The 14271-nt window shown below is 42.9% G+C and carries 14 protein-coding genes; 10 read left to right on the top strand and 4 right to left on the bottom strand.

Features of this window, described 5'->3' with window-relative positions; all coding sequences use genetic code 11:
• Nucleotides 1-19: 19 nt before the first annotated feature.
• A complete protein-coding gene (locus ACEW80_RS28135; protein ID WP_373529762.1) occupies nucleotides 20-355 on the bottom strand; it encodes a tRNA-binding protein in 336 nt (111 codons plus the stop codon).
• Between the two features lie 53 nt (nucleotides 356-408).
• The gene (gene tatC, locus ACEW80_RS28130) at nucleotides 409-1203 is read right to left on the bottom strand and encodes a twin-arginine translocase subunit TatC (RefSeq protein ID WP_373529761.1); all 795 of its coding nucleotides are present in this window, start codon (nucleotides 1201-1203) and stop codon (nucleotides 409-411) included.
• Nucleotides 1204-1522: 319 nt separating this feature from the next.
• Between tatC and ACEW80_RS28125 the strand changes: the two genes are divergently transcribed.
• The 9 genes from ACEW80_RS28125 to ACEW80_RS28085 all read left to right on the top strand — a co-directional run bounded on the left by ACEW80_RS28125 (nucleotide 1523) and on the right by ACEW80_RS28085 (nucleotide 11614).
• Entirely contained in the window at nucleotides 1523-1753 is a 231-nt protein-coding gene (locus ACEW80_RS28125) for a hypothetical protein (protein WP_373529760.1), read from the top strand.
• 68 nt (nucleotides 1754-1821) lie between these two features.
• On the top strand, nucleotides 1822-2679 hold the full coding sequence (locus tag ACEW80_RS28120; RefSeq protein WP_373529759.1) for an SDR family oxidoreductase: 858 nt from the start codon (nucleotides 1822-1824) through the stop codon (nucleotides 2677-2679).
• Nucleotides 2680-3304: 625 nt separating this feature from the next.
• On the top strand, nucleotides 3305-3658 hold the full coding sequence (locus ACEW80_RS28115; protein ID WP_373529758.1) for a hypothetical protein: 354 nt from the start codon (nucleotides 3305-3307) through the stop codon (nucleotides 3656-3658).
• 408 nt (nucleotides 3659-4066) lie between these two features.
• Complete coding sequence (locus ACEW80_RS28110) at nucleotides 4067-5419, top strand: histidine phosphatase family protein (RefSeq protein ID WP_373529757.1); 1353 nt, start codon at nucleotides 4067-4069, stop codon at nucleotides 5417-5419.
• A 103-nt stretch (nucleotides 5420-5522) separates the two neighbouring features.
• A complete protein-coding gene (locus ACEW80_RS28105; protein ID WP_373529756.1) occupies nucleotides 5523-6812 on the top strand; it encodes a dihydroorotase in 1290 nt (429 codons plus the stop codon).
• Between the two features lie 597 nt (nucleotides 6813-7409).
• Entirely contained in the window at nucleotides 7410-8393 is a 984-nt protein-coding gene (locus ACEW80_RS28100; RefSeq protein WP_373529755.1) for an alpha-ketoacid dehydrogenase subunit beta, read from the top strand.
• A gap of 346 nt (nucleotides 8394-8739) precedes the next feature.
• The gene (gene secD, locus ACEW80_RS28095) at nucleotides 8740-10155 is read left to right on the top strand and encodes a protein translocase subunit SecD (RefSeq protein ID WP_373529775.1); all 1416 of its coding nucleotides are present in this window, start codon (nucleotides 8740-8742) and stop codon (nucleotides 10153-10155) included.
• Nucleotides 10152-11138 carry a protein translocase subunit SecF gene (secF, locus tag ACEW80_RS28090; protein WP_373529754.1) on the top strand — a complete coding sequence of 329 codons (987 nt, stop codon included), beginning with the start codon at nucleotides 10152-10154 and terminating at the stop codon, nucleotides 11136-11138. The genes secD and secF overlap by 4 nt, the downstream gene beginning before the upstream one ends.
• Nucleotides 11139-11221: 83 nt before the next feature.
• A complete protein-coding gene (locus tag ACEW80_RS28085) occupies nucleotides 11222-11614 on the top strand; it encodes a hypothetical protein (protein WP_373529753.1) in 393 nt (130 codons plus the stop codon).
• A 246-nt stretch (nucleotides 11615-11860) separates the two neighbouring features.
• On the opposite strand, the gene ACEW80_RS28080 is transcribed toward ACEW80_RS28085, so the two are convergent.
• Both ACEW80_RS28080 and ACEW80_RS28075 read right to left on the bottom strand, forming a co-directional pair.
• Entirely contained in the window at nucleotides 11861-12367 is a 507-nt protein-coding gene (locus tag ACEW80_RS28080) for a pentapeptide repeat-containing protein (protein ID WP_373529752.1), read from the bottom strand.
• A 120-nt stretch (nucleotides 12368-12487) separates the two neighbouring features.
• Nucleotides 12488-14008: an LCP family protein gene (locus ACEW80_RS28075; RefSeq protein ID WP_373529751.1), complete on the bottom strand. Its 1521-nt coding sequence runs from the start codon at nucleotides 14006-14008 to the stop codon at nucleotides 12488-12490.
• A 115-nt stretch (nucleotides 14009-14123) separates the two neighbouring features.
• Here ACEW80_RS28075 and ACEW80_RS28070 point away from each other — a divergent pair.
• Nucleotides 14124-14271: sugar phosphate nucleotidyltransferase (locus ACEW80_RS28070; protein WP_373529774.1), on the top strand; the 148-nt coding region annotated here is incomplete at its 3' end.

The following is a 14271-nucleotide window of genomic DNA, read 5'->3' as shown; positions in this document are numbered from 1 at the left end:
TATGTATATTGTAACACTTTTATACAATTCTTTTACCCACAGATACCTCCCTATCTGGCTGAATTAAGACAACTTCACCATCGCCTATAACTACGCCTAATACTAATACTTCAGAGATGAAATCGGCTATTTGACGGGGTGGAAAGTTCGTAACAGCTAATATTAATCTATTGATTAATTCCTCTTGCTGATAAAGTTTAGTAATTTGGGCGCTAGATTTTTTGATGCCCAAATCGCCAAAATCTATCCATAACTTATAAGCTGGTTTTCTAGCTCTGGGGAACTCTTCTACTTTGACGACTTTGCCAACACAAATCTCGACTTTTTCAAATTCTTCGTAACTAACTTGCGTCATTAACTTAGAAGTTAAGATTTTTGGGAATTTTGAATTGAAACAATGCTTCCTCGTTATTTACCTGTGAGCTTAACCAGTCCAACACCACCAAAGTAAAGCCCCAGAACTGCTCCCGCTAGAAGACTTTGAGTCAGAGGGTCAGTAGAAGGTGTAAGAACGGCTCCTAAAACCACTGCTCCCATAATCACATAACGCCAACCAGAAACCATCTGTTCAGACGAGACAATATTCAAATTACCGAGCAACAGTTGGATGATGGGAATTTGAAATGCTAAACCAGTGCTAAATAACAGTAGCAACACAAATTCAAAATATTTGTCAATTGACCAAAGCTGTTCGACTACATCTGCTCCGTAGCTAATGAAAAATCTCAAAGCTGCGGGGATAAGGAGTAAATAGGCAAACACTAACCCTCCCGCAAACAGCACACTCGAACCCAAAACCACAGGCCCCAGTAAACGGCGTTCGCGGCGAGTCAATCCTGGAAGCACAAACTGGATAATCTGATAAAGAATGAAAGGACTACAAAGTACCAAGCCAGTGTAGCCTGCGACTTTGAAGGAAACAAAGAAATATTCTCCGGGTGCAAGTTGGAGAAATTTTACTCCTTGTGCTGGAACCTCAAGTAGCTGGACAATCTGTTTGACGGCAAAGAAAGAGCCGATAATCGCCACTGCTACAGCAATCAGCGAATAGAAAATCCGCTGTCGCAGCTCTTCTAAGTGGTCGAAAAGGGACATTTCGACCTCAGATGGTAAATCATCGAGAGGATCATTTTCTGAGCTGGCATATCCTTCCGAGTCGAGATTGGGAACGTTTACAGTATCTACATCTTGTGAAGGTGTCATGAGTTAGCTAGTAGGCAACATTTGTTAACTATTTTATCCGGGGAATGCAGCTACCAAGATATGTTTTTGGGTATTGTGGGTTTTTTGTCCTGTTTTTGGGGATTGCATCTGCATAAGTTAGTAGGAAGCCATCTCTTGTAGGCAATGCCTAACCTAAAAAAGGTAGAACCGATAAGAAAGGAAATCACGTCTCTGCGGCTAGTAGTACTGAGTAAATTGACACAATATCAAAGTCCAATACTCAGTTTTTTAAAATCCGGTTCATCAAGCTGGCATCTATAAGCGCATAGCGCAATCGGAAATTTTTAGTTGAGGTTTTATGAATCGGACAATTTGCATTGCCCTGATGGCATTGCCTGTTTATTTATACAATGCTGACCTGGGCAATGCTTGGAGTAGTGACGTGCCAACTATCCAAAACCAGTTTCCCATAATAACTGCTCCAATGAGTTACAGCACAAATCTTCAGTCACACATATTATCGGGGCAAATATCGGCTAGAGATGATCAAACCGAAGATTGCCTTCGCGCTGGCATTTGCAGGGATTGATATTAATTCGTAACTTGCAACTCGTAATTTATAATTACATTAGTCGGAGCATAGTACGGAGAGGATTAATGGTTGCACAAAATCAACGTACTGTAGTCGTTACAGGAGCATCAACAGGAATTGGTCAGGCGTGTGCCTTACTTTTAGATCAGTTGGGATTCACTGTTTTTGCTGGTGTGCGTCAAGATATCGATGCTCAAACACTCAAACAAAAAAGCTCACAAAGGCTGATTCCGATTTTTTTAGATGTTACTGACACTGAATCGATCGCAGCTGCGGTTGATAAGGTAACAAATACAGTTGGTGGTGCTGGGATTTTAGGTTTAGTGAATAATGCCGGAATTGCTGTCCCTGGCCCTTTAGAATTATTAGCGATCGCAGAATTTCAACATCAGATGCAGGTTAATGTTACCGGACAATTAGCCGTGACACAAGCTTTTCTTGGTCTATTACGCCAGAGTCAGGGTCGAATTGTCAACATGGGTTCCATTGCTGGTAGAAGTAGTACCCCGTTCATGGGAGCTTACAATGCATCAAAATTTGCGCTCGTTGCACTCACCGATGTGATGCGGATGGAATTACGACCTTGGGGAATCTCTGTTTCTATTATCGAACCTGGGGCGATCGCTACTCCAATCTGGGAAAAGTCTTTAAGTCAGTCTGAAATAGCACAGCAGGATCTATCGCAATCGGCACAAAGTCTCTACGGTCAGGCGATGAATATTGTGCGTAAGAAAATGCAGATTCTTGCATCTGGGGGAATTTCTGCCGATATTGTCGCTGAGGCTGTTGTCCATGCGCTTACTGCAAGAAAGCCGCATACTCGCTATCTCGTTGGACAAGACGCTAAAATCGGAGCAATACTTAAGAATATTTTGCCCGATAAAGTACACGACCGTTTAATTTTATATTTAATGGGTTTGTAGATTACTTTTTTATCAGTTCACTAGTATAGCACGCGGCAAATCCAGCTACCATCTCAATTAACTAGGCTTGGGGTTTAAGCCTATTGTTATTAAGTAAAATCTCAAAAATATTGTATAAATTGCCACTAATTCAGGGATTGTCACCCTGAATACATAAGTTGTTGTGAACAAAATCGTGATTTGCATCAACCAAATCATGAGTTTCATCGACAAAATCGTGAGTTTCATCAACAAAGTCGTGAGTTTCATCGACAAAATCATGAGTTTCATCAATAAAATCATGTTGGTTTAGAAACGAGATATAGAATTTAGTCAGAAAGTCACTCTGAACTAAAGTGAGCCAATTAACGGTTGTGTTCAGGCAAAGACAAAAAACTGCGCGAGTGGATACTGAGATTGCCAGCGATCGCAGCAGTGCTATTAAGTTTCGTATATCAGTATATAGGGGGATTGCGAGAAATACAACGAGTTCTCAGTTGACACCAATACACACAACAAGAATCATTGACAACCTAAAGATATAAACAATACAATTATTATTGTATAACCCAAAGATAGAGTCAATTAAAATAATTTTTTCAGAGAATAAAGACAAGCAATATCAAAAATAATTTGGATAAAACAAATGACCACCAAAATTATTGCTTTCTTGGGAATTACCGCAGCCTTGGCAAGTTTAGGAAGCCAGGTATACGCACAGTTACCAGCATCAAGCTCAAATATAGAACAATACACATTAACTGGTGATTCTCTAATTGGAATTGATAATAGAACAGCCCAGGATGACTTTGGCAACTTTTTTGAGCAAACCAATCCAGCAAGCATCTCCAACAATAATAGAAGAGACAAAAAAACTCCAGTTCAAATACGTTTTAACGAATCACTATCACTGCCAGACAGTTCGGTTTTCTTAGCACCGGCTCAGTCTGGAAATGACAATGATGGATTACAAGTGCAGTTGGATTTGGGGAGAGAGTAATCAGGTATAAAGATGACGCTGTAGTTTTGGGTGTAACGGACTTAGAAGCGTAGACCCATAGTTCCTTGTTGCTAGACAAGTCTTCCTGCCGACTCAAATGCTTAGTGATGTGCATTAAACATCTCCAGAAATTAAATATGCGTTATGCAGAACCCTTGTAGAGACGCGAAATTGTACTTCGTCCCGCTGCGCTAACGCGTCTCTACAGGTTTAAAATCACTACCAAAAAACCTTAACTGAACCGTATTGCTTTTTAAGGGGGTCGCCGGAGGCGAGGAGATATTAACTCAAGCATATTGCCCTAGAAGTATAAATTTTTGCACATTACTAAATCCACATTCCTTAGTGGATAATTCTGCAATCATTTTGCAGTAAAATTAGTCGTCTAGATAGAGGAGGGTAAGACGGATGACCCGTGTCATCATTGTGCGCCACGGTCAAAGCGGTTATAACACCGAGCGGCGTATTCAAGGGCGCACTGATGCGTCAACATTAACCGAAAAAGGTCGTAACGATGCCAGTAAACTAGGCAAAGCCCTCAGTAATATTTTATTTAATGCGATTTACAGCAGTCCTCTGCAACGAGCAAAACACACAGCAGATATCATCCATAGTGAGCTAGCTACTCATCCAGGACAGTCTGCTGCGCTTGAAGTTTCTGATTTGCTGCTAGAAATTGATTTGCCTTTGTGGCAAGCAATGCTCACTGCTGAAGTAAAGCAGGAGTTTGCCGAAGACTACCGCACTTGGCACGAACGCCCTGATGAACTGCGGATGCTGCTTAATGATGCAGAGGGAACAAGAGAACATTTTCCTGTTGTTGCTTTATATGAACAAGCACGGCAGTTTTGGCAAGAAATTTTGTCTCACCATCAAGGTGAAACCATTCTCATTGTGGGACATAACGGTATTAATCGCGCCCTGATTAGCACGGCACTATCTATTCCCCCAAGCCGCTACCATTCAATACAGCAATCTAACTGTGGCATTACTGTACTAAATTTTTCTGGAGGATTGGGGGAACCAGTCCAACTAGAGTCATTGAATCAGACGCAACACATCAAGGAAAGCCTACCTTCATTACGACCAGATCATCAAGGAATACGGTTGTTACTGGTGCGTCATGGGGAAACAGAGTGGAATCGCCAAACCAGGTTTCAGGGGCAAATTGATGTTCCCCTTAACGATAATGGCAGACAACAGTCGCAAAAAGCAGGCGAATTTCTCCAAGAGGTAGCAATTGATTTTGCCGTAAGTAGCTCAATGCTGCGTCCTAAAGAAACAGCAGAAATTATTTTAAAACACCATCCAAATGTCAAGTTGGAATTGCAAAATGATTTAAGAGAAATCAGCCACGGACTTTGGGAAGGAAAATTAGAAGCAGAGATAGAGCAGGAATTTCCCGGAGAGTTGCAGCACTGGCGGATAACCCCAGCCCAAGTGCAAATGCCTGAAGGGGAAAATTTGCAACAGGTATGGGAACGCAGCGTTGCAGCTTGGCAATCAATTGTGCAAGCTGCATCAACCAATCAATTCCAAACTGTATTAGTAGTAGCTCATGACGCTACTAATAAAACCTTGCTTTGTCACATTCTGGGTTTATCGCTGGAAAATTTCTGGAATTTCCGTCAGGGGAATGGTGCTGTTAGTGTTATCGACTACCCCTCTGGAATAGATGGTTTACCAGTATTACAAGCAATGAATATCACCACTCATTTGGGTGGAGGTGTATTAGATAAAACAGCAGCGGGGGCATTGTAAAAGTGAGGAGTTAGGAGTGAAGAATAAAGTTAGCAGCAATGACTGAGAAACAAATAACTTATAACTCCTAATTCCTAACCACTAACTCATACCAAAAACTTTTATGACTGAACTGCTGCAACAAGTACGGGTGATTGACCCAGTTTCTGAAACCGACCAACTATTTGATGTCCTGATTGCTGATGGTTATATCCAAGCAATGGCCTCGCACATTCCTGACACCAGTTCCGATATTCAAATCAGAGATTGTCGGGGATTAGTTCTCGGTACTGGGTTAGTAGATTTGTACAGCCACTCCGGCGAACCGGGGTTTGAAGAACGGGAAACCCTTCTGTCTCTGTTACAATCTGCTGCTGCTGGCGGCTTTACTAGAGTTAGCATTTTACCCGATACATCTCCAGTTATTGATAACCCTGCGCTTGTGGCACAGTTGCAGCAAAAGAGGAGAGAGGGAAAAGGGGAAGGGGGCAATTTTTCTCCCTTGTCTCCCCCTCTCCCCAAGCTTTACATTTGGGGTGCTATCACCCTAGATGTTGCTGGGAAGCAAATGACGGAATTGGCAGATTTAACGTCTGCTGGAGTTGTTGGTTTTAGTGATGGTCAGCCTTTGGAAAATTTAGCGCTGGTGCGGCGAGTGTTAGAGTATGTTCAGCCGTTAGGCAAACCAGTCGCATTTTGGCCAAGCGATCGCCAATTGACAGCAAATGGTGTAATGAGAGAAAGCTCAGAAGCTCTTCGTTTGGGTTTACCGCCAATACCCGCCAGTGCTGAAACCACTGCGATCGCTTCTTTGTTAGAATTGGTTGCAGCAATAGGCACACCAGTCCACATCATGCGTGTCTCTACATCTCGCAGCGTGGAATTAATCGCCTCAGCTAAGGCTGCTGGTTTACCCATCACCGCCAGCACTACTTGGATGCACCTTTTACTTGATACCAAAGCAGTTAAGAGTTATCACACCAGCTTGCATTTAGCCCCGCCTTTAGGAAATTCTAATGATGTGGCGGCGTTGCGTGCGGGTGTGCGTGCGGGTGTGGTGGATGCGATCGCCATTGATCATGCACCCTACAGCTATGAAGAAAAAGTCCAGGCTTTTGCCGAAGCGCCGACCGGAGCAATTGGTTTAGAGTTAGCATTACCCCTACTATGGCAGTATCTCGTTGAAACGGGAGAATTTACAGCTTTAGAATTATGGCGGGCGTTGAGTACCAAGCCAGCAGAGTGTTTGGGGCAGAAAGTGAGTGCGATCGCTCCTGATCAATTAGCAGAACTAACTTTATTTAATCCCCAAGAAACCTGGAAAGTGGAACGGAAAAACCTTCATACACTTTCTAGTAATACACCTTGGTTAGGACAACAACTGAAGGGTCGTGTCGTGCAAACTTGGTGTTAGTTGCAACTGAGCCATCTAATTATTTTAAGATTTCCGGTAGTAAATCAATTCATCAACTCGTTACAACAATTGTTGCAATGACTTAAACGTTTCTTATACATGGAGGCGCACATTTTTTGTAGTGGTAATTAATCCTTGGTGATTTTAATTTTGTAGGACACGCATCTTGTCTGTCCTACGAAATGGTTGATTTCTAGAAGTTGCGTAAGTACATTGTCAATGTCATAGTACATAAATAGCAATACGGTTCAGTTAAGCATAATAGTAGGTTGGGTTGAACAAAGTGAAACCCAACAGATGCGCGAAAATGTTGGGTTTCGTTCCTCAACCCAACCTACGCAGTCTAAGGTTTTTAGGTCTAGCTGAACTCTATTGATATAAATAGAAAATTCTCTCGTTTGCCACAGTGGGAGGCGATCGCTCATAAAACCGATAAAATCTAAATTAAATAGCTTTGATCTAGTTATGGCAATTACTTGCTCTATGCTTGGGGCAGTTCATTCAAACAAGCTAATCTCTAACTGGTGCGATCGCTCACGGTATTTGCCACAGCAGCACGATAAAATTCTAAAACCATAATCGTACAAAAAGGTCTAAATGGCAGAAACACTATTCTTCAACGCCTTGCGCGAAGCCATTGATGAAGAAATGGCGCGTGACTCCAGCGTATTTGTTCTGGGTGAAGACGTAGGACACTACGGCGGTTCTTATAAAGTTACCAAAGACCTGTACCAAAAGTATGGCGAACTCCGCGTTCTAGACACCCCCATTGCTGAAAATAGCTTTACTGGCATGGCCGTGGGAGCCGCGATGACTGGGTTGCGTCCCATAATCGAAGGTATGAATATGGGCTTTTTATTGCTGGCCTTCAACCAAATAGCCAACAACGCCGGGATGTTACGCTACACCTCTGGCGGTAACTTTAAAATTCCGATGGTAATTCGGGGACCTGGCGGTGTCGGAAGGCAATTAGGTGCAGAGCATTCCCAACGACTAGAAACTTACTTCCAAGCTGTGCCAGGGTTGAAGATTGTTGCCTGCTCCACACCAAGAAACGCCAAAGGACTACTAAAATCCGCCATCCGCGATGATAATCCCGTATTGTTCTTTGAACACGTTTTGCTTTACAACTTGAAAGAAGATTTACCAGAAGAAGAATATTTACTACCCCTAAATAAAGCAGAAGTTGTACGCCAAGGGAAAGATGTCACAATCATCACTTACTCCCGGATGCGGCATCATGTGCTGCAAGCGGTAAAAACTTTGGAAAAACAAGGATATGATCCAGAAGTTATTGATTTAATATCGCTCAAGCCATTAGATTTTGACACCATTGGTGCATCAGTACGTAAAACCCATAAAGTGATTGTGGTGGAAGAATCAATGAGAACTGCGGGTATTGGAGCAGAAGTCATCGCTTCAATTAACGATCGCTTATTTGATGAATTGGATGCGCCAGTACTACGACTTTCTTCTCAAGATATCCCCACGCCTTATAACGGCAATCTGGAACGACTGACAATTGTCCAGCCAGAGCAAATAGTGGAAGCTGTAGAAAAAATGGTAGCGTTGCGAGTCTAAGGATTGAGGCTGAGGGCACAAGAATAGAGTTCAAAGACTCATTCACGAGTAAAAAAGACTCATTCACGAGTAAAAAAGACTCATCCCAATACTGCGTAGGTTTGCCTAAAAAATCACTCTAGGGTAGGTTGGGGAGCCACTGTGTTGGGCGGGCAATGCCCGACTTGAAGCACGTGGCGTTTGAGGAACGAAACCCAACATTATCAAGCATTTGTTGGGTTTCACTCTGTTCAACCCAACCTACAAATCTTCTTAACCGAGCAGTATAGAGACTCATCCCCGATGCTCAATGCCCTAACACTACAAAAGCGCGCTATTATAGCCTTTGTCAGTTGCGAGTTATGGTATGCAAAGACAGCGATCGCTATTAATTTTAATTTTAGTCCTGATAATCGCCGCTATTACGGTGATTGTCACAATTCCGATACCCCTTGGACTGGACTTGCGGGGAGGTTCACAGCTCACAATTCAGGTGAAACCATCAGCGGAAATTCCCAAAATCACCGAGCGAGAATTGTCAGGTGTGAAGAAAGTTGTCGAAGGTCGGATTAATGGTCTGGGTGTTTCTGAGCCAGTTATCCAAACAGTCGGCACAGATAAAATATTGGTGCAATTACCAGGAGTTAATGATCCAGAGCAAGCTGAACGGGTGCTAGGGGGTACGGCGCAGTTAGAATTTCGTACCCAAAAGCCGAATACAGAAACCCAACTGTTTGCTTTCCAATCATCTAGAGCCGAATTGAAAGCCAAGCAAGAAGAGTTAAGAAAAAGTAAAGATAAAGCTGGAATTGTCAAGAATCAAGAAGATTTACAAAAAAGTAATCAAGCGATCGCAGAATTGTTTGGAAGCACCAATCCACCGCTAATTGGCAAATACCTCAAAGATGCATCTGGTGAACCGACTCAACAAGGTAACAACTGGAATGTTGCCATTCGCTTTGACCAAAAGGGTGGTGAATTGTTTGCCGAATTGACAAAAAACCTTGCCGGTACTGGGCGTAGTATTGGCGTTTTTCTGGACAATGAACTGATCAGCGCTCCCAACGTACCTATAGAATTTGCCGCCACTGGTATTGCTGGTGGCTCTGCTGTAATTACAGGACGCTTTACCGCCCAACAAGCCAATGACTTAGGTGTACAACTACGCGGAGGCGCATTACCCGTACCAGTAGAAATCGCCGAAATCCGCACTGTTGGGGCAACCTTGGGTAAAGACAGCATCACTAGCAGTATCTATGCTGGTATTGGTGGTCTGACTTTAGTATTAATATTTATGGTAATCTACTATAGACTACCAGGACTTATTGCCGATCTAGCACTATTGATCTACGCGCTACTGACCTGGGCTACCTTTGCTTTATTAGGTGTCACTCTGACCCTGCCAGGAATTGCTGGTTTTATCCTCAGTATTGGCATGGCGGTGGATGCAAATGTGCTAATTTTTGAGCGGACGCGAGAAGAATTACAAGCAGGCAAAAGCCTTTATCGTTCTGTAGAGTCTGGTTTTTACCGCGCCTTTTCGAGTATTTTAGATGGTAACGTGACTACAGTAATTGCCTGTGCGGCACTATTTTGGCTAGGAGCCGGTTTGGTGAAAGGCTTTGCCCTAACTTTAGCTTTAGGCGTAGCGGTGAGTATGTTTACAGCAATTATCTGTAGTCGCACCTTAATGTTTTTGGCAATTACAATTCCTGCACTCAAAAAACCAGAACTTTTCTGTCCAAACCTGCCAACATCAAATAAGGCAGAGGTGGCTCCATGAAACTGAGTATTAACAAATCGCGATCGCTTTGGTGGGCTATTTCTAGTGCCATTATTCTTGCTGGGATCATCTCAATGGTGATTTCTTGGCAAAACCCAAATATCAAAGCACCCCTACGTCCCAGTTTGGATTTTGTCGGTGGTACACGATTGCAGTTTGAACGCGATTGTACCAAACCTGGTAACTGCGACCAGCCGATTGATATCAATATCGTCCGGGAAGTAGCGAAAGCCCAGGGGCTAGGTGATAGCAGTATCCAAATTGTTGCAGACAAAGGTACAGGTGCAGAAAATGGTATATTGATTCGCACAAAAAACTTGGATCGTGAACAGCGGATCAATTTGCAAAATGCTTTAAGTGAAAAAGTCGGTACTTTTGACGAGCGAAAAAACCAACTTGACACCGTTGGTCCGACTCTAGGGCGAGAGTTGTTTACTTCTGGTGTCATCGCCCTCAGCGTTTCCTTTGCAGGCATTATTGTTTACTTGAGCTTCCGCTTCCAGTTTGATTATGCAGTGTTTGCGATCGTTGCGCTATTTCATGATGTCTTGATCACGGCAGGGATTTTTTCGATTTTGGGTTTAGTATTGGGTACTGAAGTAGATAGTCTGTTCATTGTTGCTCTATTGACAATTACAGGTTTCTCAGTTAACGATACTGTGGTGATTTACGATCGCATTCGTGAAACCCTGAAAATTAATCCCAATCGACCGATTGCTGACATTGTAGATGATGCCGTAAACCAAACCTTAGCACGGTCTATCAACACGACTTTAACCACGATGCTGTCATTGTTTTCGATCTTCTTGTTTGGGGGAGAAACACTGAAAAACTTTGCCCTAGCTCTAATTATTGGCTTTACCGCCGGAGCTTATTCAAGTATTTTCATTGCCAGTACTCTTCTAACTTTGTGGCGAGAGCGCAGCGGTCAAACAAGCGTGGTAGTCAGTGCAGAGTCTATTGATCCATCTGCTGGTAATTAGTCATTTGTGATTGGGCATTTAACATGGGTCAATAATCAATAGTTCTTCCCCTACTCCTTTATCTCCCCTGCTCCCCACAGCCTATGGATCAATCCGAACAACCGTCAATAACCGACCCATCGTTTGCTCAACAAGTCCAAAGGCTATACCAGCTGACAGTATATGGCAGGTGGCTATTTGTCGGCTGTTTGTGGCTTACCATTGCGCCTGTTAGCTTGTGGGGTCTACGTGCAGAGGTTTTTCTATGGCAACAATATTTTACCTGGGTAGCAGTGAGATATGGACTCTTCTATCATCCACTGTCTACCTTTGGTTTAGCCTTTTGTATCGGGATGACTGCTGCTGTTTTAGTTTGGCAAAGTCGAAATATCTTACTTGGACTACCACAGCCGGAAAAACAACGTTTAGAAAGATATGTTTATCGGATACGTCAACAGGGAGCAACTCATCCTCTATGGAAGTGGGTTTGTGATTAATTTTTATTTCTCGCTGCATATACATCTACAGTAATTTCTAGCAAAATATAACTTAACTTTACAAGAGGTTTTAGGTTACAAATAACTTATCAAGTAAAACATATATTTAGTAATCACACCCAAAACATAAATGGATCAAACGCGCCCTTTTAGAAATAAAAAAGACTAGGAAAAATACTTCCTAGTCTCTATTTCCTCTAATCTAAACTGAAGAACTATTTGTGAGCAAAAATAATTGCTTTTTGTCTAACGACAGCCCAAACTATCGCGCGTAGCAACACCAGTCACAGGATTTATGCCATCAGCGCGATCGCATAGCAACGACACTTGATAACGGTCAATTAAAGCATCCGTAAAATCAGCGCCAGTGATATCGGCATCGTAAAAGCGGCTACTCGTCAAAGTTGCTTCTTTAAGAATTGCATTTTTCAGGTTAGCACTATCCATAGTCACGCGATCAACTAAAGCGCCGCTCAAATTGGCACCTTCCAGATTTGCTTTTAATAAAACTCCCTTAGTCAGAATTGCGTTGGTTAAATTCGCTCCTTGGAAATTCGCACCCCGCATTTCTGCTGCTACAAAAGTCACACCTGCCAAATCAGTATTAGAAAAGTCACGATTTTCTAAATTTATATTGTTGTAGTTGATAGTGTTTATCTGAGCAAAAGCCGGTTTGGGATTAAGTATTATCCACAAAAATACTAGTATCAAAATCGCAATCAAATCAAAAAACCGAAGCCAAATCTTTTTCATAACTTTATTATTTGTCACTAGTCCTTTGTCATTATTCTCCGAAGTTCTGAGCGCCGCAAGCCGGCGCTCAGACTTCTCTCTTTGTCATTTAACCAATGACTAATGACTAATGACTCTTGCCTATTTCCAATCTTTACCAATGCGGATTGTGAGGTCAGATTCTAAATCACCAATCGCCGACACCTCGATTTGACCCAAGCCTAAGACTTTTTGCAAATCAACTCCAACTCGTCGGTTGCCTTTTTGGACAACAATCTGAGTTTGACGTTGGGTATCTGGCCAATCAGGAACTTTGTAAATATTTGTAAAGCCTTTCTGTTTGAGATAAGCAATAACTTTTTCAGTTAACTGAGGTTGATTAGAAGCATTTTGAATAGCAATTTTGAGGTTAGGAACCCGGCGCATATCTGACTTCAGACCAGGTACATTTACCCCAACATAATCATTCAGCAGGCTCTGTTGTCCAGTCATATTCAGCCAATAGCTATTAGGGTCTGCGCTAAAACGGCTAAACGTACCAGGTAACACGGTCATTTGGAAATTATCTCGATCCAAGTTGAGTCCGAAGTTGACCAACGCCATCATTTCTTCCATCTTCAGGTTGGTATCAAAGTATTTTCGCATCAGGCGAGTTAATTGAGGCAACCTGGGTAAGATTGTGGGACTTTTAAGCCGTTGAAGCAACGCTGCTGTTAGTGCTTGCTGACGCTGCACTCTTGGCAGATCACCCAAACCTGGATCGCGGAACCGGGCAAACTGTTCTGCTTGTTCGCCGTTGAGGGTTTGCCAGCCGCTAACTAAATTAATCGATAGCCGACTGCTAGAGTCCTTATATTCCATTGATTGGGGAACAAAGACCTCTACTCCGCCTAACTGATCGACTAACTGCCGTAAGCCACTGGTAGAAATACGGATGTAACGATCGATTGGGGCATTATTTAAGGTGCGGCTAACTACCCGTGCTGCCAAGACTGGGCCGCCTTTGGCATTGGCATCAGATACCTTAGTTAATCCCTTTTCTCCCTTTTCTGGGATGGCGATCATCGTATCCCTGGGAATGGAAAGTAGCCGTACAGATTTTTCACTAGGGTTAAGCCGTGCCAGCAGCATGGAGTCGCTTTTCCCAGCAAAGCTTTCTGGTGAACCATCAACAGTGCCGCTAACTGGTTCAATCCCCATGATTAAAATATTCATCGGTCGTGAAAGCTGGTACTGGGACAGTTTGCTCCATAACTCCCCCGGTAGTGGAATTTTTTGCTCGTCTTTACCAGCAGTTCCTAAATCTTCATCTGTTTGGTCTAAATTGCTCCACAACGGAGTCCAAAGCGCTAACGTTGATACTAGCAATCCAGATAAGATGATGCCGATGACAACCGTCATAATCCACAATAGCCACCGAGGTATGGTTAAGCCCAGTCTCTCAGAAAGCTGATTGGGAATTGCGCCTACAGATTCGACGACGCTACGGTTGGGATTCGCTGGCTGGTTTAGTTCTACATCCTCCTCCTCTGAATCGGCTACTGGTGCAGGTGTGACTTGATTTTCCGTTCGTTGAAGTTGCGGCGATCGCACCTCATTTTGAAATTCTGTTACTTGTTGAGATGTCACCGGATTTTCCGACCATTCGATTTGTTTTATCACAATTATTTCCCCACTCAACCACTCCCTAAAAGTATGTTAATCCAAGCTACAAATATTGCCAGTGGAAAAGCTCACTGTAAACTTGTAATGTTCTTCGGTAAGCGTGTATGACAACATGAATACTTTATTGTTCCCCGTAATCCTTGCTGGTGGTAAAGGTGAACGTTTTTGGCCTCTGAGTCGCAAAGACCGACCCAAGCAATTTTTAAGTCTTGATGGTAGCTCTAGAAGTCTATTACAAGCAACCGCCGATCGCTTGTTAG

Source organism: Nostoc sp. (assembly GCF_041747015.1).
Lineage (GTDB): Bacteria > Cyanobacteriota > Cyanobacteriia > Cyanobacteriales > Nostocaceae > Nostoc.
This window is presented reverse-complemented; position numbering and strand designations above follow the sequence as displayed.